This window comes from Myxococcus eversor, from assembly GCF_010894455.1.
Classification (GTDB): domain Bacteria; phylum Myxococcota; class Myxococcia; order Myxococcales; family Myxococcaceae; genus Myxococcus; species Myxococcus eversor.
Window position 1 is genome coordinate 492,429 of sequence record NZ_JAAIXY010000003.1, and the last position, 18,394, is coordinate 510,822.

At 69.1% G+C, this 18,394-nt stretch carries 19 protein-coding genes; 10 read left to right on the forward strand and 9 right to left on the reverse strand.

Annotation, left to right across the window (positions count from 1 at the left end):
* Positions 1 to 165: 165 nt before the first annotated feature.
* The 7 genes from G4D83_RS08855 to G4D83_RS08885 all read left to right on the forward strand — a co-directional run bounded on the left by G4D83_RS08855 (position 166) and on the right by G4D83_RS08885 (position 5,499).
* Complete coding sequence (locus tag G4D83_RS08855) at positions 166 to 735, forward strand: MarR family winged helix-turn-helix transcriptional regulator (protein ID WP_163864235.1); 570 nt, start codon at positions 166 to 168, stop codon at positions 733 to 735.
* 69 nt (positions 736 to 804) lie between these two features.
* A complete protein-coding gene (locus tag G4D83_RS08860; RefSeq protein ID WP_163864236.1) occupies positions 805 to 1,068 on the forward strand; it encodes a hypothetical protein in 264 nt (87 codons plus the stop codon).
* 345 nt (positions 1,069 to 1,413) lie between these two features.
* A complete protein-coding gene (locus G4D83_RS08865) occupies positions 1,414 to 2,082 on the forward strand; it encodes a hypothetical protein (protein WP_163864237.1) in 669 nt (222 codons plus the stop codon).
* A 53-nt stretch (positions 2,083 to 2,135) separates the two neighbouring features.
* On the forward strand, positions 2,136 to 2,744 hold the full coding sequence (locus G4D83_RS08870) for a hypothetical protein (protein WP_240356223.1): 609 nt from the start codon (positions 2,136 to 2,138) through the stop codon (positions 2,742 to 2,744).
* A 137-nt stretch (positions 2,745 to 2,881) separates the two neighbouring features.
* On the forward strand, positions 2,882 to 3,520 hold the full coding sequence (locus tag G4D83_RS08875; protein WP_163864238.1) for a hypothetical protein: 639 nt from the start codon (positions 2,882 to 2,884) through the stop codon (positions 3,518 to 3,520).
* A 156-nt stretch (positions 3,521 to 3,676) separates the two neighbouring features.
* On the forward strand, positions 3,677 to 4,384 hold the full coding sequence (locus G4D83_RS08880; protein WP_163864239.1) for a hypothetical protein: 708 nt from the start codon (positions 3,677 to 3,679) through the stop codon (positions 4,382 to 4,384).
* 122 nt (positions 4,385 to 4,506) lie between these two features.
* On the forward strand, positions 4,507 to 5,499 hold the full coding sequence (locus G4D83_RS08885) for an Ig-like domain-containing domain (protein ID WP_163864240.1): 993 nt from the start codon (positions 4,507 to 4,509) through the stop codon (positions 5,497 to 5,499).
* Between the two features lie 14 nt (positions 5,500 to 5,513).
* Here G4D83_RS08885 and G4D83_RS08890 read toward each other — a convergent pair whose 3' ends face one another.
* Positions 5,514 to 6,101 carry a Crp/Fnr family transcriptional regulator gene (locus G4D83_RS08890; protein ID WP_163864241.1) on the reverse strand — a complete coding sequence of 196 codons (588 nt, stop codon included), beginning with the start codon at positions 6,099 to 6,101 and terminating at the stop codon, positions 5,514 to 5,516.
* A 65-nt stretch (positions 6,102 to 6,166) separates the two neighbouring features.
* Here G4D83_RS08890 and G4D83_RS08895 point away from each other — a divergent pair, with 65 nt between their 5' ends.
* Positions 6,167 to 7,414, forward strand: a complete 1,248-nt coding sequence (locus tag G4D83_RS08895) for a sterol desaturase family protein (protein ID WP_163864242.1) — start codon at positions 6,167 to 6,169, stop codon at positions 7,412 to 7,414.
* Positions 7,415 to 7,419: 5 nt separating this feature from the next.
* Here G4D83_RS08895 and G4D83_RS08900 read toward each other — a convergent pair whose 3' ends face one another.
* Both G4D83_RS08900 and G4D83_RS08905 read right to left on the reverse strand, forming a co-directional pair.
* Positions 7,420 to 8,256, reverse strand: a complete 837-nt coding sequence (locus G4D83_RS08900; RefSeq protein ID WP_163864243.1) for a hypothetical protein — start codon at positions 8,254 to 8,256, stop codon at positions 7,420 to 7,422.
* An 80-nt stretch (positions 8,257 to 8,336) separates the two neighbouring features.
* Complete coding sequence (locus G4D83_RS08905; RefSeq protein ID WP_163864371.1) at positions 8,337 to 10,943, reverse strand: TonB family protein; 2,607 nt, start codon at positions 10,941 to 10,943, stop codon at positions 8,337 to 8,339.
* A 136-nt stretch (positions 10,944 to 11,079) separates the two neighbouring features.
* Between G4D83_RS08905 and G4D83_RS08910 the strand changes: the two genes are divergently transcribed.
* Together G4D83_RS08910 and G4D83_RS08915 are read left to right on the forward strand one after the other, a co-directional pair.
* Entirely contained in the window at positions 11,080 to 11,958 is an 879-nt protein-coding gene (locus G4D83_RS08910; RefSeq protein WP_205522594.1) for a hypothetical protein, read from the forward strand.
* Positions 11,959 to 12,024: 66 nt separating this feature from the next.
* Positions 12,025 to 12,618, forward strand: a complete 594-nt coding sequence (locus tag G4D83_RS08915; RefSeq protein ID WP_163864244.1) for a DUF2378 family protein — start codon at positions 12,025 to 12,027, stop codon at positions 12,616 to 12,618.
* A 108-nt stretch (positions 12,619 to 12,726) separates the two neighbouring features.
* Here the strand turns inward: G4D83_RS08915 and trxA are convergent, their stop codons facing one another.
* The 6 genes from trxA to G4D83_RS08945 all read right to left on the reverse strand — a co-directional run bounded on the left by trxA (position 12,727) and on the right by G4D83_RS08945 (position 18,346).
* Positions 12,727 to 13,116 (reverse strand): thioredoxin, encoded by a 390-nt coding sequence (trxA, locus tag G4D83_RS08920; RefSeq protein WP_163864245.1) that lies wholly within the window; start codon positions 13,114 to 13,116, stop codon positions 12,727 to 12,729.
* Between the two features lie 40 nt (positions 13,117 to 13,156).
* Positions 13,157 to 13,483: an FKBP-type peptidyl-prolyl cis-trans isomerase gene (locus G4D83_RS08925; protein WP_163864246.1), complete on the reverse strand. Its 327-nt coding sequence runs from the start codon at positions 13,481 to 13,483 to the stop codon at positions 13,157 to 13,159.
* A gap of 146 nt (positions 13,484 to 13,629) precedes the next feature.
* The gene (locus G4D83_RS08930; RefSeq protein ID WP_176435307.1) at positions 13,630 to 14,772 is read right to left on the reverse strand and encodes an outer membrane protein; all 1,143 of its coding nucleotides are present in this window, start codon (positions 14,770 to 14,772) and stop codon (positions 13,630 to 13,632) included.
* Between the two features lie 150 nt (positions 14,773 to 14,922).
* Positions 14,923 to 16,815, reverse strand: a complete 1,893-nt coding sequence (gene nadE, locus G4D83_RS08935) for an NAD(+) synthase (protein ID WP_163864247.1) — start codon at positions 16,813 to 16,815, stop codon at positions 14,923 to 14,925.
* Between the two features lie 93 nt (positions 16,816 to 16,908).
* Positions 16,909 to 17,568 carry an LON peptidase substrate-binding domain-containing protein gene (locus G4D83_RS08940; RefSeq protein ID WP_163864248.1) on the reverse strand — a complete coding sequence of 220 codons (660 nt, stop codon included), beginning with the start codon at positions 17,566 to 17,568 and terminating at the stop codon, positions 16,909 to 16,911.
* Positions 17,569 to 17,710: 142 nt separating this feature from the next.
* Positions 17,711 to 18,346 carry a TetR/AcrR family transcriptional regulator gene (locus G4D83_RS08945; RefSeq protein ID WP_163864249.1) on the reverse strand — a complete coding sequence of 212 codons (636 nt, stop codon included), beginning with the start codon at positions 18,344 to 18,346 and terminating at the stop codon, positions 17,711 to 17,713.
* Between the last annotated feature and the right edge of the window lie 48 nt (positions 18,347 to 18,394).

The following is an 18,394-nucleotide window of genomic DNA, read 5'->3' on the forward strand; positions in this document are numbered from 1 at the left end:
TCCACGGGCGCCTGGCGCCCGGATTAATTCACGGGTCCGATATGCCCTCGTTGCCTCTTCGTTCCCGATTCCAGGCGGGGCGAAAGCCCCCATCCATGGCGGGCGACCGAATGAACTCCCAAGGGCCGGACCGGGAGCGGCGCTCGAAAAGGCGGAGGCACGAAGATGTCCGAGCTTTCGGCGGAAGTGCGTGTGCAGGTGGCGCGGTTGCGGAACCTGGTCATCGATGTGGCGCGCTGCGGCGCCCTCAGCAGCCCTCTGGGTGCCCTGCCTCACCAGGAGCTGGACCCGATGGAGGTACAGGCCATCTGGTGGTTGAAGGCGGAGAGCCTGCTGCCCGTCAACGTGCTCGCCGACCGACTGGGTGGTATCGCCCTGCCTCGACTGAGCAGGCTGTTGGACCGCCTGGAGGACGCCAAGCTCGTCCAGCGCGAGCGCTCCGTGCGGCATGATCGCCGCCGCGTGCGAGTGCGCCTCACCGAGCAGGGCCGCGCCCTGGCGGAGCGCGCGGACACGGTGGTGCAGGAGCGGATGGCGCGCCTGTTGATGCCGCTGGGTGGTGAGCAGCGCAGCGCGCTGATGGACCTGCTCGAGGGCTGGGTGGAGGCGCTGGGCTGCTGGAACCGCGCGGAGGAGCAGGCCGCGGAAGAGGCCGACGCGGACGGTGCTCGCGCCACGCCTCATCCCCGCCTCGCCGCCGTCGAGGACGTAGGCGTCACCGCCAACGCGGCCTGACGGTTCGCGCTCCGGCGTGGAGGGACATCGCGGAGTACGCTGGAGGCCCTCGTCATCCTGGAGTGGCCCATGCGACTCGGCGACGCCTCCACGCCGCCCAACCTGCTCATCATCCTGACGAATCGGCAGCGTCGGCTCCGCCACTGGCCCCAGGGGTTGGCGGAGCAGCACCTGCCCTCGTTCCAGCACCTCGCGAGCAACGGGCTGAGCTTCGAGCGGGCCTTCACCAACACCTGCATGTGCTCGCCCAGTCGGGCCACGCCCGCGGAGCCGACTCCAGGCACAGGACACGCCTGTCGAGCCGACTCCAGGTTGAGTTCGTTGCCTCGATGACGATGACCCGCCGACGGCGCCCACGCGCTGTCGCGTGAGGGGACTCGTCCATCGAGGACACGCGCCCGCTCCGAGACTCTTGTCGGGCAACCCACTCCAGACCTCCGCGAGCGAAGCAGCGCGGAACCTCTGGGCTCGTCCTCAGCCCCACGGCGCACGCCCGGCGCGAGGGACGCACCGCGCGATTCCCCCGAGTGCACCCGACTTCGAACAGGCGCCGGGCACGCCCCGTAAATGCAACTTGATTACTTTTAGATATCAGTTGCATATTTGCGGGGCTCGCTGACATTCGGGGTCGGACACGACCTCTCGTTACCCGTCAGCCACGGAGCAGGAGCGGCGGTCATGAACAGACTCATCTGGGGCGTGGGAGTGGCGGGACTCGCGCTCGCGGCCCTCACGTCCGTGCTGCTCCGCCGCCCCGTGGAGCCATCCTTCACGGAGGTATCCACGGCGACGGAGTCCGCGCGGGCACCGCGCCTCAACGAAGCAGCCCCGCCACCACGCCCCGCGCTCCCCGTCTCCGCTGCGGAGCCCACGAGACCTCCTGACACGGACACTCCGTCGGCGCTCGACACCACGGGACTCGAACCCGCGCCCTCTGTCCGCGCGCGCCGACCGCCCTCGGAGCCCAGACAGCGCGTCGTTCAAGCACTGCGCGCGGCCGCATCCGGGCCAGCCGCGCGCCGAGAGGCCGTGCTCGCATCACTGGCCGCCTCCGGAGAGAGCCACGCCCCCTGGACGCAGCAGGCCCGAGAGGCCCTGGACCTCTGGCGCCAGCAGGTGGCGACGAGCGTGCTGCCCATCCAGTCACCGGAGGCACCGCGCTGCTTCGCCGCGGGCTGCGTGAGTCGCGTCACCTTCCCGGACGCGGCCTCCTACGAGGCGGCCTTCCGTCTCACGCCCGAGCTGCGACTCCCCGGTGGGAGCGCGCACCTGCAACTGCCCGCCGAGCACCTCGCCTCGGGTGAGGTCTCCGCCGCCTGGGTCGTCCTCCCGCCGGACGTCCCCTGAGCCCCCCATCGCCACTGATTCACCCCAGCAGTCCCACAAGGAGAAGTCCCTCGATGAAGCCCCAGTCCCTGTTCCAGAAGTCCCTGCTCGCCACCAGCGTCGCGCTCCTGCTCACCGGCTGCGGAAGCACCACCGCCGCCGAGGAGGAAGTCCCCGCCGCCGAGCTGTCCACCGACGACTCCGCGCTGCTCGGCCTGCTGCCCTCCTGCGAGGAGCCCGAGGAGCTGGCCGAAGTCGTGGAGCACGCCTGCATCCACGCGGAGCTGGGGCCCTTCGAGGCCGCCACCGCCGCCGCCCTGGGCGCGCCCGTGCTGGTGGACGTCAGCACGCCTCACACCGCGTACAACCTCACCCTCCCTTGGAACACGAACTCCTGGGGCTGGGCGGGCCGCGTGTCCTTCCTCCCCGATGAGTCCGGTGAGTTCGCCTTCCTGCTGTCGCGCCACCGCGGCCTGCGCATCTACGACGCGGCGACGGGCCTCGAAGTCGCGCGCGAGTGCCGCTACCAGGTTCCCACCGACGTGTGCGGCGCGCTGAAGACGGCCATCGTCGCGGACCTGGAAGCCGACACCGAGTACTACCTGGAGTTCCGCTCCGTCCTGAGCCGCAACTCCACCTTCTCGCTCGTCATCGAGGAGGCCGCGCACCACCACGAGCCGTAGTCCCCACCCTCTTTCACCCTCGCGGGTGCCCGGAGCGCTCCGGGCATTCCGCCCCGAGCCACGTCGTCCACGCCACTCCCGCCACCCCATGTCTCTCAATGACACCCTCCTCTCGCCTCCCCATGGAGCGCTCCCGCATGCGATTGAACCTCCGTGCCCTTCTGGCCTCGTGCGCCGTGGCGGTCTCCGCCTGCGATGGTGGCGAGACGCCCCCGAACGTCGAGCCTCACGCCGAAGACCCGTGCGCTCCCAATGGCCACATCCACCGTGAGGCCGAGGGCGACTGGTGTCATTGCAACAAGGGCCACGTCGCCGCGCTCGAAGGCCTCGCCTGTGAAGTGGACCCCGACTACGTCCCCAGCGACGGCTTCGACTTCGGCGATGACGGGGAACATGCCTGCTGGCACGTCGCGCACGGCCCCTACGTCACCGTGACGGCCACCACCACTCGCAACCCACGCGTGGACGACTTCCACACGCACTACACCGTGAAGCTCCGCGAGGAGAACGGCCAGTACACGGGAACCTTCAGCTACAAGGCCTTCGCCAGCGGTGACTTCGTCGTCTACCTCAGCACGCCCGACGTCCCCGTCACCTTCGTGGAGACCGCCATCCAGACGCAGCTCACCCCGGCGGGAACGAAGCCCGCGGGCGACTTCTGCTCGGGCCTTCGACACATGGTCGGCTACGAGCTGACAGACCGCGTCCAGTACACCCTCACGCTCGGCCCCACCTCGCTCCCCGAGGTCGGCCTGGTCATCGAACACCTCGAATAGCCATGCACACCCGCACGCCCTCTTCCCAAGGAAAACGTCCGCGCCATTATTGCAACTCAATTACATTTAAGACATGAATGCCCGCGCCGTGGAGTGGCGGTGGACGCCCGCTTCGGTGCCCGCGCGTCGCGCCCGGCGTTTGAAAGGAACCCCACAATGAAGATGCTGAAGCAGACCCTTTGCGGTGCATTGCTCGGGCTGTCGCTGGCGGCCTGCGGCCCCATGGACGAGGTGGAGCAGGAGTCGGCGGGCCAGTCGGAGGCGCCGCTGGAGGCAGGGTGCGTATCGGTGGATGACACGCTGATGACGACCCACGCCTGCACCCACGCGAGCAACGGCGCGGACAACGTGAATGTGACGGCGAGCGCCACGCGCATCGCCACCGCGCCGGACATCAGCACGCGGCACAAGCACTACACGCTGAACCTTCCGTCGGGGGCGGAGGGCTCGGTGACGTTCACCCCTGTCGCCGTGACGTCGGGCACCTCCACGGTGGAGTCCATCTCGTTCTATTTGTCGCAGAACGTGGCCTTCACGGTGGTGGACACCACCACCAGCGCCACGGTGTCGACGCTCGTCAGCGAGTCCGTCTCGGAGACGGCCTGCTCGCTGACGCAGGCCCGCGTGTATGACCTCGTCGTGGGCCGCGAGTACATCCTGGCCACGGGCCCCGCGACGGGGCACCAGGTCGGAGTCGTCCCCGAGTACCTCTTCGACAACCGGGACCGCTTCTACCGGGACCAGGACGGCGACGGGTACGGCACCAACACGCCCGTGTACCGCTACGCCTGCGAAGCCCCCGCCGGCTACGTGAAGCAGCGGTTCGACTGCGACGACACGAACCCCGCCATCTTCAACTGCTGAGCCTCACCCCTCTGTAACCAGAGGCCCACCGTGGCCCCTCCAGCGGGGCGCCCTCTGTATTCGAGGGCGCCCCGCGCTTCACACCCGTCCGTCCCAGCATCCCCGCGAGGAAACACCCGACCATGCGTCTGTCTCACGTCGCCGCCCTGCTCTCCACCTGCGCTGTCCTGACCCTGACGGGCTGCGACAACGACGACCCCCTCAACCCGAGCCCCGATGCGGGCACCGCGACGGATGCCGGACCGGACTCGGGCACTCCACCAGACTCGGGCACTCCAACAGACGCGGGCCCTGACGCGGGAGGCGACACCACGAAGCCCCACGTCACCGCGTCCAGCCCCGAGGAAGGCGCGACGAACGTGCTGCCCGTGCAGACCTACAAGGTGGATGCGACGAACACGAGCCTGCGGCGGCTCGTCAGCATCTCCTTCAGCGAGCCCATGGACTCCACCGCCGCGCAGGTGACGCTGTTGGACGTGAGCGTGCCCGCCAACGCCGCTCGAGTCCTCACGGGCACCTGGTCCGAGGATGCGCTGACCTTGTCGCTCTCCATTCCGCGTCCAGAGTCGGACCTGCCACCGCTGGAGGAGGACAACCGCTACTCGCTGGACCTCACGTCGCTGCGGGATGTCGCGGGCAATACGCTGGACGCGGCGCATGCGGGCCTCGGCAATGGCCGACTGGACTTCACCACGGGAGAGCGGGACCGCGTCACGGAGCACGCCTGCGGGCACGCGTTGCTGGAGGCTCCCGTGGCCGTGAGGGCGGGCGCGTCTCCGACGACGATGTATCCCGCGACGGACTCGCCTCACGAGTTCTACGAGCTGACGCTGCCGGCGAGCGGGGCGTCGTTCCTCGGCTACTCGGAGGTCGTCTCCGCGGAGCGCGACGAGCCGGTCATCATGTACCTGAACCAGGACGTCCCCGTGGTGGTGCACGACGTGACGGAGAGCGAGACGATGATTGCCTCCTCCGTGACGCCAGCGCCGCAAGTGTGCCTTCCCGCGATGACCCACGTGCTGAAGTTCACCGCGCCCGCTGGAGACCGCTTCCTGCGCCTCACCTACGGACCGACGCCACTGGAGAAGTTCACCTTCGTCTTCGAGCGATACTGACGAGCCGGTGAAGCTCACTCCGTGCGCTTGCGCTTGCGCGACATGATGCGACTCAAGGCCACCTCGGTGATGCCGAGGTAGGCCGCGACGTCGCGCTGTGGCACGCGCCCGCGCAGATGCGGGTTCTCCGCCCAGAAGGTGTCCAGCCGCTCCTCGGCGGACAGCTCCAGGAACTCCTGCTCCCGGCGCTCCTTGAGCAGGAAGTGCCGCTCGGCGACGCGACGCGCCACGCGCACCCAGCAGCCGTGACCCTCTTCCAGCGTCTGGAAGTCCTGCGTCCGGAACACCAGCACCCGTGCGGGCTCCAGCGCCTCGATGGACGTCATCGACGCCACGCGTTGGAGCATCTCCGCGTAGGCGCCCAGGAGTTCACCCTCGGCGCGGAAGGCCTTCACCGTCTCGCCGCCTCGCGCCGACACGCGCACCAGACGGAACACGCCCTGGAGCACCACCGCGAAGCGGTCCGCCGCGTCACCGGGGCGCAGGAAGTGGGCCTTGCGCTCCACCGCCTGCTCCCTCGCGAGCGACTCGGCCCGCTCCCACTCACTCTCGGGAATGGGACCGAGCGGGGCGAGCTGCTCGTAGAGCTTCGGGAATCTCACGGGGACGAGGGCGAGGTTAACCCAGGTTAAGGCGGCAATCGAGCCGGGCGCCGTACACCTGGGACATGTCCATCAACGTCTACGCGATTGCCACACCCTTCGTCATCGCCCTGGCGCTGGGCGAGTTCGTCTACTGCGTGGCGAGGCGCAACGGCTACTACAGCTTCCAGGACTCCATCGCGAGCGTGGGCACCGCCGTCCTGAACCAGTGCGTCAACGTAGCGGTGGCGCTGCTGATGCTGCCCCTCTTCACCATCCTGGGTCAGCTCGCGCCCTGGAAGCTCGACGTCGCGTCCCCGTGGGCGCTGCTCGGGCTCTTCCTGGGGGTCGACTTCCTCTTCTACTGGTTCCACCGCTTCGGGCACCGCACCAACATCGGCTGGGCGGCGCACTCTCCGCACCACTCCACCGAGGAGCTGAACTACGCGGTGGCGCTGCGGGCCAGCGTCACGCAGCGCATCTTCTCGTTCCTGTTCTACTGGCCGCTCGTCATCGTCGGCTTCTCGCCCGAGGCGGTGCTGGCCATGGTGGCCTTCCACCTGGTGCTCCAGTTCATCCCGCACACGCGCGTCATCCCCAAGCTGCCCCGGTGGATTGAGTCCTGGCTCAACACGCCCTCGCACCACCGCGTGCACCACGCGCGCAACGCCATCTACATCGACAAGAACTACGCGGGCTTCCTCATCATCTGGGACAAGATGTTCGGCACCTACGCCGACGAGACGGAGGAGTGCTCCTACGGCGTCACCACCCCGCCGAACACCTGGGACCCCACCGTCATCAACTTCCAGTTCTGGGCGAAGCTCGCCAGTGACGCGGTGAAGACGCGCAGTGGGTGGGACCGGCTGCGCCTGTGGGTGATGCCCACCGGCTGGCGCCCCGCCGACCTTCCGGCCCGCGAGGAGACGAAGTGGCAGCGCGAGGGCCAGGAGGTGAAGTTCCAGTCCACCGAGCTGCCCAACATCCGCGGCTACCTCGTCTTCCAGATGATTGCGTCCATGCCCTTCATGCTGCTGGTGAGCCACCACGCCTCGCCGCTGGTGGGCTGGCAGAAGGTGATGCTCAGCGTCCTGTTCTGGGGCATGGCGACCGCCTGGGGCGGGATGATGGAGTCCAAGCGCTGGGGGCTGGCGCTGGAGATGGCTCGCGTGTTCGCCATGGGCGGCGCCGTGACGCTGTGGCTCGTCCAGGCGAACGCTCCGCTGTCGTGGCGAGCCCTCACCGTGGGCTGGCTCGCCGTCACCCTCGTGTGGATCAGCGTCGCGCGCGCGAGCAACCGGAGTCCCGCGCCCGTGGCACGCGGCGTGAGCTGAGCCGCTCAGTCCACCCCAGGCTCCCAGGCGCCCGAGAAGGCCGTGAAGCGCCGCGCGTTGACGGACAGCGCGCGGTGCACCTGCGTCTCGGGAGTGATATCCACCGGACCGCCGTCAGCGGGTAGCGTCAGCCGGTCGAAGTGCGCGCCCTCGAACCACCGATGAGGGCGGGCCTCCACGACGAAGAGTCCGTCGTCGTCCAGGTCCGCTTCGATGGGAACGAAGTCCACGCGCTGGAGCTCCACGGGCGGCGGGAAGTCGAGCGCCACCCGGAAGGGCACGCGCGTCTCTCCTCGGAAGGCCGTGCCCGCCATCAGCACCGAGTGGCCTTCGAGCGGGGCCGCCGCTTCACCGAGCGCCCGCGACGGAGGCTGGAGCAGCAGCGAGAAGGAGCGCACCCGGCCAGCGATTCCCGGTGCGCGCCCCAGCACCTGGGCCTCGCCTCCGGAGAGCAGGTCGAACACCACCTCGCGGTCCCACTCCCCGAGCACCGTCCCGCCCGAGAAGAAGTCTCCGTCATGTGCATGGGCCGCGGGCACGAGCACGCTCAGCAGTGACTCCAGGGCACGTCGCGTCTGCTGCTGGAGCGGCGAGGGATTCTCGAACAGGTAGATGGGCCCGAGCACCATCCGCGCCGAGTCGAGCCGCACGTTCCACCCGGTGTCGGTGGTGAACTCGCCCACGCGCGAGGCCTCGGGAGCGAGCGCCGTGCGCAAGCCCATGTGGAACACGATGCCTCGCCCGCCGGTGCCGGACAGTCCACACGCGGAGCTGCCACCGACAAGCGCCGCGCCCATGGACAGCATGAAGGCACGACGAGAAAGAAGAAGCGCGCGTGTCATGGGGCTCCCTCCTTGGCGCTCCCATGCGGCCAGGCATCGCGTCGTGCCAGGGTTTGGCGATGTTCGCTGGGACAGGCGCCTCATGGAGCGTCCTCCTCGAAGTCCAGATACAGCGTGAGGGTTCCTCGGAAGGTGCGCGGGGCTCCGGCGGAGAAGTGGCGCGTGGCCAGCAGGGATGCGGGCGCATCGGGCCCCCGGAAGTTGGAGACGTAGTTGAGCTCCGTCTCACGCCAGCGCGCGTCCAGCACGTTCTCCACGGACACGCCCAGCTCCATCCAGTCCCAGCGCGCGCGAGTCCCCACGTCGAAGAGGAACACCGGCTCGCTGTAGCGATTGAGCGGCAGGGGCCGAGGCCCCACCGCGCTGTGCCCCAACGCCACGTTCCACCCGAGTCGCTCGCTGCCCACCGTGACGTGACCTCGCACCGAGGCATCCACCCGTCCCAGCAGCGCGGGGATGTACGGCATCACCGCCCCGTCCCACAGCTTCCACGACGACGCCCCCGGAACAGGCAGCGTCGCGCGAGCCCACGCCACCGAGGCCTGCGCATCGAGCCAGTCGGCCCACCGCAGCCGCCCCGTCGCGAAGGCACCCAGTCGCTGTGAAGCACCGATGGGCTGGTTGCGCCCCAATCGCTCGTCGAAGACGAAGTCTTGCGACACGCGCGTGGCGAAGACCGCACCACGTGCCTCCAGCGAATACGGCCGCGCCTCGCCCTCCCGTTTCCAACCCAGCCCCGTCTCTCCCGAGGCGACCCGCGCATACGGCGCCAGCTCCGCGTCCGACAGCGCGGCGGCATCACTGGAGCGCGCTCCCAGCCCCGCGCTGGTCAGCCACGTGAGCCGAGACGACAGCTTCACTTCCGCGCTGGCGCGGGGACTCGCGAAGAAGCCATAGGCCTCCAGGGACTCCTCGGGGATGCGCGGCCCATCGCGGTCCACGGCGGGACGGTTCAGGTCCTCCACGCCGAACAGGAACGTGTCCAACCGCACGCCGACCCGCAGGGCCAGCCAGTCGAGCGGCTGCACGCGCAGGGACGCATATCCGCCCAGGTTCGTGGTGCGCACCTGGTTGTCGAACAAGGTGGAGTACGGCGCGCCACCGCTATCCCTCAGTCGTCGTGAGCGCGTGCGGACATCGTCGTAGCGGGCCACGTAGCCCAGCTCCAGCGGACGCGACTGTCCCAGCAGGGTGAGCCCCGGGATGTAGCGCCCGCGCAGGCCCAGGGTGCTGCCCCGGTAGTAGCCCTCCGTGCCATCTCCACGCTGCGCGTCCTCGCCCGGAGGCGTGTCCTGGATGAAGCCCGTGAAGTTGTCGCGGATGCGCGTCTGCCGCAGCACCACATAGCCCTGCTGCACCATCCTGCCGCCGCGTTTGAGCCGCGACTGGAGCTCCGCGGAGACGAGGTGACGCTGGCTCGCGCCGCCCTGGTTCTCGTCATAGAAACAGAAGAACTGCGAGTCGGCGTCCGCCGCACACGGCAATCGCGCGTCCACCACGTCCGTCTCCCGCACCACGCCCGCTGACGCGAATCGGGCCCCAGAGCTGGCGCCGAGCAGGCGCAGCCGCGTGTCGTCTCCCAGCCGCAGCTCCACCTGCGCCATGGCGGTCGCATTGGCGAAGGAGCGATTCGGTCCAAAGCCCTGCCCCTGTCGCAGCAGCAGCCCCACGAAGGTGGCTTCAGTGGACTCGGGCGGGCCCCACACGAGCGCGAGCCGACGCGAGGCGAAGCTGCCGTAGCTGGCCGACGCGGTGAGCCCACGACGCGCGAGGCCGAGCTGGTACTCCACCGTGCCCGCCACGCCGAAGTCACCTTGCGAGGCGTCATAGGGCCCCTCGGTGACCCGCAGCGAGTCCACCAGCTCCGGGATGATGAAGTACGTGTCCGCGTACCCGTGCCCGTGGGCATGGGAGACCTCGTTGAGAGGCACGCCATTGAGGCGCATCTCCACGTCCTTGCCCTCGCCCGCGTCGAAGCCTCGGATGAACACCGTCTCCGCATGGCCCTCGCCTCCGTGATTGGCCAGCATCACCCCGGGCGCGAGCAACATCAGGTCGGACGCCGAGTTGCGCGGCACGTCCGCGAGCTGCCCCACCTCGATGTGGAAGTCCCCCACCGCGACGGGTGGCGGCGCCTCGGCCACGCCCCGGACCGTGGTGGAGAACCCCGGAGACGAAGCTCCAGCGGACGGCTTCGATGCCTCGAGAACATCCAACGGTGACGACTCCCTGGTCGGCACGTCCACGGCGCCACCCACGGGCTCCGTCGACGCTGGCGCTGACAACATCTCCCCGCGCGACGTGTCCTCGGTGGCTGCTCGCGCGGACTCGGAACTCGCTCGTTCCGCTCCCGCCACCCCAGTCAGCGCCTCGCGCACTCGCGCGGGAGCGAACTGCACCGGCACATCCACCTGCACCTCCAGCGGCACTCCACCCCGCAGCGCCGGCTCGAATCGCCAGCGCACCGCCGCGCCCATCGCCGCCCGGTCGAACACGGCGCCCGCCGACTCGCGCACCTCCACCCGCGACACCGCGCCCCCGTCGTCAATCGTGAGCCGCAACATCACCGTCGCCGGATGCTCCAGCACTGGCGCATCCCCGGGCATCACCGGCGCCACCGCCTCCACGGGCACCGGCGGCGAAATGGGCGGCTCCTCCAACGCCCCCACCGCACACAACACCAGCATCGCAATCCACACGGCGAGGACCTCACTCCTGGGTTCGGCGGCACCCCAAGACACCTCGCCACCGGAACGTCGACGGCCCGGAGATACAACACGGTCCGCTTGAATTGCAACTTGGTTACATATACATCTAAGACACATGAACCTGAAATCGAGCGTCCCTGGCCTCTGTGCGCTGCTGGCGCTGACACTGGTGCTCCCGGCCTGTGACTCCGTGGCCCCGGGAGACGTGCGCGTGACGATGAGCGGTGGAGACGGCACCCAGCGGGGCCTGCCGGACACGCTCTTCCAGGACGGCTGGTCCGTGCAGTTCACCAAGTACCTCGTGTCGCTCGGCGACTTCACCCTGACGTCCGCTTCGGGCGAGGTGCGGGACAGCCGCCGCCACGTGCTGGTGGACGTGCAGAAGGGCGACATCCCGCTGACGGAGCTGACGGGCCTGCCGGCGGGTCGCTGGAACGTGGGCTTCCACGTGAGCCCGCCCCGCGCGGACACGGAGCTGGCGGACGGTCAGGTCTCCGCCGGGGACCTGGCGATGATGCGCGAGCGCGGCTTCAGCTACTGGGTGGAGGGGCGCGCGGTGAAGGCGGGGGTGGGCATCTTCGACTTCCGCATGGGCTTCCCCGTGCAGGCACGCATGGTGGACTGCATCAACGGGGTGGATGGCACCCAGGGCATCATCGTCCCAGAGGGCTCCCGGGCGGACGTGGAGGTCACCATCCACGCCGAGCACATGTTCTACGACAGGCTCGGCACCCACAAAGGCGTGCAGCTGCGCTTCGACGCCCTCGCCGCCACGGCCAACTCGGAGCGTCTCATCACCCCAGGGGGACTGGCCTCACAGCAGCTCACCGACTTGAAGGATGCCCAGGGTCTTGAACTGCGCGACGCAGCGGGTCAGCCCGTGGTGTATCTGCCCGGAGCGCATGATGTGCGCACGCTGCAGGAGTTCGTCACCCAGAGCATTGTCGACCAGGCCCACCTCAACGGTGGAGGTGTCTGCACGGTCGCCAAATGACAGGCCGACCCGCGGACACCCCACCCCCGCTGGACTTGGCTGGCCTGCCGCCGCTAGGAAAGTCACATGGACTCTCCTCCGCACCTGCAGGCCCGCCTGGCCCTGTGTCGTCCCGAGCACATGGTGCTCGATTTGTTCGTGCAGAGCCTCCGCGAGAGCATCGCGCAGCGGATGGGTCAGAACCTGGCGCGGGCCGCCGGAGCACCCATCCCCGGCGTCCCCGCGCGCGGCGCCCCCTCACACCGCCCCGCCAGCGAGTACCTGGAACTGCTCCACGAGGGCGCCAGCTCCGTGGAGCGCGCGCTGGGCGAGGACTACTCCCACGCCGTGGAGCAGCTGTCCTTCACCGCCGCGAGCCACGTCTTCTCCGCCCCCGTGGGCGCCATGGTGATGGCCATCACCGGCGAGGACCCGCACCGCGGCCTGTCGATGAGCGCGGGCCTGGCGGGCGCCACCAGCACCTTCGGCGAGCGGGAGTACGAGCGCGTCTCCGACACCACCGCGCGCCTGCGCTTCAAGGACGAGTTCTTCGGCCCCGCGTGGTGCAGTGGCCTGGTGCGCAGTGGCCTGCTCAAGACGAATCCGGAGCGGCGCTTCCGCGTGGAGCTGGAGTCCGGCGAGCCGCCCTTCAAGGACTTCTCGCTGCTCATCCACTGGTAGCCCCCTCGCTTCCTCCCGAGGGAGCCGCCGACCGGCCGGAAGCACCGCGAGACGCTTCCGGCCAGCGGCACGGACGGGGCCCTGAAGGCCCCTCCGGCGAGGACCGACTCAGGCCTTGGGCGCTTCCTTGCCCTCTTTGCCCCGGCGCTCCTCGACTTCCTTCTTCACCTGCTCCATGTCGAGCGCGCGGACCTGGCGGACCAGGTCCTCCAGCGCGGCGGCGGGAAGCGCGCCAGCCTGCTCGAAGAGCAGGATGCCGTCACGAAACACCATCAGCGTGGGGATGGAGCGAATCTCGAACGCTCCGGACAGCTCCGGCTGCGCCTCGGTATCAATCTTCCCGAAGACGATGTCCGCATGCTTGCCGGACGCCGATTCGAACGTGGGCGCGAAGATGCGGCACGGGCCGCACCACGACGCCCACCAGTCCAGGATGACGATGCCATCCTTGCCGACTGTTTCCTTGAAGTTGTCCTTGGTGATTGTCACCGTCGCCATGACGGTCCTCGTTTCTCCCCGCCAGGGCGGAGCGTGACTTTCAGCGGACTCCCAACAGCTCCACCTCGAACAGCAGGGTGGCGTTGGGCGGGATGACTCCACCGGCGCCGCGAGCGCCGTAGCCCAGGTCGGGCGGAATCGTGAGCTTGCGCACGCCGCCAATCTTCATCCCGGCGACGCCGTCGTCCCAGCCCTTGATGACCTGGCCCGCACCCAGCTTGAAGGTGAAGCCCTCGGAACCATGGTCCCGGCTGGCGTCGAACTTGGTGCCGTTCGTCAGCGTCCCCACGTAGTGCACGGTGACCGACTTGCCGGAGGTGGCCTCCGTGCCCGTGCCTACCTTCACGTCCTCGATACCCAAGCCCATTCCGTCTCCTGTTGCAGTAGAAGGTTCCACCTTAACTCGCCAACCTCCGTGGCGCCGCACTGGAAAGCACAGTGGCGCGGGCCCGTTGGTTACCGGGCACCGCGCCACCGACTCACGCCTGGCGTGAAGACTTCAGGCCGCCTGCGTCAGAACGTACCACCCACGCTGACGACGCCCTGGTAGCTGCCTCCGTTGCCAAAGTCGCCGCCGCCGGACTCGATGCCGGGAGCGAAGTCCTTGTCGAACAGGAAGTTGTAGTTGGCGCGCGCGTCCACCGTGAAGTGACCCACGTGGCCGCGCAGACCCACGCCCGCCGGCACGGTGCCGACGGTGTCATCCCGGTAGCCCAGCGACTGGCCGCCGCGGAAGTTGTAATCGCTGATACCAATGCCGCCCAGCACATACGGCTGCCACGCGGTGGGGAACAGGCCCAGCGTCGCCACCGCCGTTCCACCGTTGCGCACGAGGTCAGGACCGTCCGTGTTCACCTCACCCCGCGCCGAGTCGATGTCGTTCAGCGCGCCGGTATAGCCCAGCTCGATGCCGAACACCTTGGACGGCCGGAAGGCCGCCGTCACGCCCGCGGTGGGGCCCGGGTTGAGCTGCGGTGCCAGCGCGCCGGTGTAGCCCTCCACACCACCGCCCACGAACACGCTCAGACCCCGCATGTCGTTCTTCTCCTTCTTCTTCACCTCAAGCGGTTCGACGGTCTCCGCGGCGTCAGCCGAAGGACGGAAGTCAGAGGGCGGAGGCGCGGAGATACCGCTGCCGCCAATGGCATCGTCCTGCGGCTCGGCCGGATATGACTCGGAGTGAGGCTCCACGGCGGGGGCCGCCTCCGGACGCGGCTGTGGCGAGGACTGCGGCGGCGGCGCCTGCAGGCCCTGGATGTCCTGCTGACCCGAGGAACCACTGCCACCCGTGCCCTGCTGGGAGGCATCCTGGTTCGCCGGCTCGCAGCGCAGCGGCATGTTCAGGAGCACTTCACCCTTCGCGGGAGGAGCGGCCTGGCTGCTGCTGGACGAGTCATCCTGCCCGCTCTGTCCACTGCCTCCCATCCCCGAGTTGTCGTCCATGCTCGACGAATCCGGCACGGGCTGCGTCTCGATGATGAGGTCCTCCTCCTGGTACGAGCCATCCCCAGAGGAGTCCTGTGATTGGGCCAGCAGCACTCCCTGGCCGGTGCTCCCCGCGTTCGCCTGGGGCGGTGGGCAGTCGCCGTCCGAAGCCAGAGCCGAGGTGCCGTAGAAGAGCGCCCCGATGGCGCCTGCAAGAATCTTCGCTTTCATTCAACCCTCCGTCGTCGAGTGGCTGACATGAAGGTTGTCGGCGAGGCCACATCCGGCAAGGCACACCTGGGTGGAGATCACCCAAGCGCGCCCCCTCGCTGAGCAGGCGGCCGGGCGTGGAGCCCGGGCAACACGGTTGCACGAGCAGGCTTACTTCTCGCGCATCCACTCCGAGCCGGTGACGACGGGCAACTGGAGCGCGCGCTCCCGGTCCAGGTCCAGGTTGCCGACGTGGAGCGACAGCGGGGACTGCACCCACTTGTAGATGGACTGGGTGAAGAGGCGGACGAACTTGTCCACGTAGCCGCCCAGCCTTCCGGTCTCCACCTCCGGGAACATGGGCGTCAGCGCCCGGAGCATCTCCGAGGGCGTGAGCTTCTCGCTCGCGAACAGGTAGAAGCACGCATCCAGGATGGGGAAGGGCATCAGCTCCTCCTCCCCCACCTGGTTGTGCGCCAGCTCCGGCCCCGCGGGCTTGGCGAGCACCTTGCGGATGCCCTCGTAGCCGGTGACGTCCTGGAGGTAGTCCAGGAGGAACATCACCACTGTCTTGGGCAGGTTGGAGATGACGGCGAGCGCGCCCATCAGGTCTCCACCGATGGTGGTGTAGCCCACGGACTTCTCGCTCATGTTGCCCGTCTGGAGGAACAGGCCGCCGCAGGAGTTGCTCCAGTTCCACATGCGCTGGGCACGCAGGCGGGCCTGGATGTTCTGCTCGGTAATCGGCGTGACGGGGGTGCCGTTCAGCATCTTCGCGGCCACGTCGCGCTCGCGCTCGAAGGCCTCGTCGATGGAGACACTCTGGAAGGACACGCCCAGCTCGCGGGCAATGGTCTCCGCCGCGTCGCGGGTGGAGTCGCTGGAGTAGCGACTGGGCATGTAGAACGCCTGGATGAGCGAGCCCGGGTTCTCCGGCCGCGCGCGCTTCGCGTAGCGGTGGGCGATGAGCAGCGTCAACAGCGAGTCACGTCCACCGGACAGGGCGATGCCCAGCACCTTGAAGGCGCGCGTCTTCTCGAAGTAGTCGCCCACGCCCAGGGAGAGCGCGTCCAGGATGTCCTCGCACAGCGCCTCGCGCGCGGGGCGCCGCTTGTCCGGGGGCGGCAGGAAGAAGCTGCGGTGCGCGGGCACGGGGTACGTCAGCGTCTCGCGCCGCGTGCGCACCGCCTCCGTGCAGTCCAGCACCGCCGTGCCCTGGCCGCCGGTGGTCAACCACGCCTCGCGGTCCACGCGCCACGTGGTGGCCTCGCCGCGCAGGCGCAGGGTGCGGTCCAGGTCGACGACGGCCGCGGCGAAGCCCTCCTGGAAGCGCGGCGTCTCCATGACGTGGCGGCCGTTCTGGTTGAGGAAGCCGCCGCCGTCGAAGATGAGGCCGTCGTTGCTGCCCACCGCGTTGCAGTAGGCGATGGTGCACTGGTGGTCCGCGGCGCGGGTGGCGATGAGCTCGCGGCGCGTCTCCACGAAGCCCAGCCGGAAGGGCGACGCGGAGATGTTCACCACCAGCTCCGCGCCTGAGTACGTGCGCCGGCGCATGGGGCCGTCCGCGCTCCAGATGTCCTCGCAGACCTCCGGCGCGACGAGGCCGAAGTCGAACTGGAACAGGTAGTCGCCCAGCGGCACGCCGCGGTAGCGCTCCTTCATGCCCGGCTGGCCCCGGCCGAAAGTCCGCGCCTCATAGAAGACGCTGTACGTGGGCAGCTTCTCCTTGGGGACCAGGCCCAGCACGCTGCCTCCGGCCACCACCGCCGCGCAGTTGAGGCGCTGACCCTGGAGGGCGACGCCCACGCCGACGACGAAGACGGTGGAGAGCGAGGCCGTCTCGCGCGCGAAGCGCTCCAGCTCCGGCCACTGCCGGTCGATGAAGCCCTGCCACTGGACCATGTCCTCGGCGGGGTAGCCGGCGATGACCTGCTCCTGGAAGACGCCCACGGTGACGCCGTCCTCGGCCATCCGCTTCGCCAGGACCAGGGCCCGGTCCGTGTTGTGGACGAAGGCTCCCACGGTGGTGTTGACGCTGGCGATGCCGACTTTCACGAGCCGCATGGTTCTCCCGCTCCCCTTTCGCGTCCGACGCGGAGCGCAGCAATGCGCGGAGCGACGCACAAGGCAAGCCCCACGAGGCCAGGCGGACTCGGGTCAGTTCAGCGGGCCCGAGGGCCGCACGGGCTGGAGCCGGGCGATGAGCTCACCCACGTCCTCCAGCACGGCTTCCAACCTGCGCTTCACGTCCAGCTCCGAGAGAAGGTGCTGGCGTCGCTCCGCCTCTGGACTGATGGCGGAGGCCACCACGTCCGCCAGCTTGCCGCCCGTCGCACGGGCCGTCACGGGCAGCAGGTTCTCGGCGAAGGTCGGCGGCACACGCCCGGCCAGTTCGAAGACGGCCTGACGCAGCCGCTCCTCCTCCGGCCCCTCGTACGGCAGGTCCGGCAGCGCCAGCGCCTGCACCTCGCGGTACGCCTTGTCCGTGGTCAGCTCGGAGACCATGCGGATGCGGCTGACACCTTGGAGGAGGATGTTGTAGCGCCCCTCCTCCACCTCCTCGTCCCAGACGATGACGCCGGCGCACATGATGGACTGCATCGGTGGCCGGCCCTCGTACTTGCCCTCCCAGCCGTCCTCGAGCTGTGCCAGCGCGACGACGCGGTCCGTCGCCAGCGCGTCCTTCACCATGGCCCGGTAGCGGGGCTCGAAGATGTGCAGGGGGATGACGGTGTGGGGGAACAGCACCGCCGACGGCAACGGGAAGACCTTCAGCGCACTCGCGGCGGCGCGCTCCACGCGTTCTTGGGCGGTCATGTCGGGCATCCTTACCTGTGTTGATAAGCCTCGCGGACGCCCGTCGCACCGCAAACCCGCGCTCCACCACGGCCTTGACCAGTCCCACGGGCGCAACCCCTGGGATTCGCTGGGAGTTTTCGGGTGCGGTTCCTCGCGCCGACTACCGTGCGCGCGGGCGGCCAGCCCCTCCACCCCAGGCCCGCATCGCCACCTCGACGAGCCCGAGCAGCTCCGCCTCGCTCGCGCCGTCCTGGGCCTGCACGGACATTCCCTGGACGATGGCGCCGAGAAAGCGGGCCATGGCGCCCGCGTCCGTCTCCGGTGGCAGCTCTCCGGCGGCGATGCCCCGGGCGATGCGCTCGCGAAACAGCTCCACCGCGCCCGCACGGAGACTGGCGACCAGGTCGGCCACGGGCTGGTGGGCCTCCGCGCAGCGCAGGATGGCCGTTGAAATCATGCACCCGTGTGGGTGCTTGCGACGGGTGAAGACCCGGGCCGACTCGCGAAGCACCCGCTCGATGGCGCCCCGGGCGGTCGGCTCCTCGGTGAGCGCGGCCCACGTGAAGGCCCCGGGGCCCGCCTGGTAGTGCGCCAGGACGCGGCGGTAGAGCCCCTCCTTGGAGCCGAAGGCCGCGTAGAGGCTGGGCGCGGTGATGCCCATGGCGCCGGTGAGGTCCGCCACGGACGCGCCCTCATAGCCCAGCCGCCAGAACACCATCATGGCCAGATCCAGCGCCTTCGTCTCATCGAACTCACGGGGACGGCCACGGGGACGGGTGGGGGTGACTATTTTCATAACGGTCACTATTGAAATCGAAAAAGGGCCTTCCTATTTACATAACAC

Bases quoted from the DNA above. Each gene is read 5' to 3' on its own strand.
- G4D83_RS08880 (WP_163864239.1), top strand. From the start codon at position 3,677: ATGAAGATGCTGAAGCAGACCCTTTGCGGTGCATTGCTCGGGCTGTCG.
- G4D83_RS08945 (WP_163864249.1), bottom strand. From the start codon at position 18,346: ATGAAAATAGTCACCCCCACCCGTCCCCGTGGCCGTCCCCGTGAGTTC.
- nadE (WP_163864247.1), bottom strand. From the start codon at position 16,815: ATGCGGCTCGTGAAAGTCGGCATCGCCAGCGTCAACACCACCGTGGGA.
- G4D83_RS08940 (WP_163864248.1), bottom strand. From the start codon at position 17,568: ATGACCGCCCAAGAACGCGTGGAGCGCGCCGCCGCGAGTGCGCTGAAG.
- G4D83_RS08905 (WP_163864371.1), bottom strand. From the start codon at position 10,943: ATGCTGGTGTTGTGTGCGGTGGGGGCGTTGGAGGAGCCGCCCATTTCG.
- G4D83_RS08885 (WP_163864240.1), top strand. From the start codon at position 4,507: ATGCGTCTGTCTCACGTCGCCGCCCTGCTCTCCACCTGCGCTGTCCTG.
- G4D83_RS08895 (WP_163864242.1), top strand. From the start codon at position 6,167: ATGTCCATCAACGTCTACGCGATTGCCACACCCTTCGTCATCGCCCTG.
- G4D83_RS08855 (WP_163864235.1), top strand. From the start codon at position 166: ATGTCCGAGCTTTCGGCGGAAGTGCGTGTGCAGGTGGCGCGGTTGCGG.
- G4D83_RS08930 (WP_176435307.1), bottom strand. From the start codon at position 14,772: ATGAAAGCGAAGATTCTTGCAGGCGCCATCGGGGCGCTCTTCTACGGC.
- G4D83_RS08925 (WP_163864246.1), bottom strand. From the start codon at position 13,483: ATGGGCTTGGGTATCGAGGACGTGAAGGTAGGCACGGGCACGGAGGCC.
- trxA (WP_163864245.1), bottom strand. From the start codon at position 13,116: ATGGCGACGGTGACAATCACCAAGGACAACTTCAAGGAAACAGTCGGC.
- G4D83_RS08875 (WP_163864238.1), top strand. From the start codon at position 2,882: ATGCGATTGAACCTCCGTGCCCTTCTGGCCTCGTGCGCCGTGGCGGTC.
- G4D83_RS08915 (WP_163864244.1), top strand. From the start codon at position 12,025: ATGGACTCTCCTCCGCACCTGCAGGCCCGCCTGGCCCTGTGTCGTCCC.
- G4D83_RS08910 (WP_205522594.1), top strand. From the start codon at position 11,080: ATGAACCTGAAATCGAGCGTCCCTGGCCTCTGTGCGCTGCTGGCGCTG.
- G4D83_RS08900 (WP_163864243.1), bottom strand. From the start codon at position 8,256: ATGACACGCGCGCTTCTTCTTTCTCGTCGTGCCTTCATGCTGTCCATG.
- G4D83_RS08860 (WP_163864236.1), top strand. From the start codon at position 805: ATGCGACTCGGCGACGCCTCCACGCCGCCCAACCTGCTCATCATCCTG.
- G4D83_RS08870 (WP_240356223.1), top strand. From the start codon at position 2,136: ATGAAGCCCCAGTCCCTGTTCCAGAAGTCCCTGCTCGCCACCAGCGTC.
- G4D83_RS08865 (WP_163864237.1), top strand. From the start codon at position 1,414: ATGAACAGACTCATCTGGGGCGTGGGAGTGGCGGGACTCGCGCTCGCG.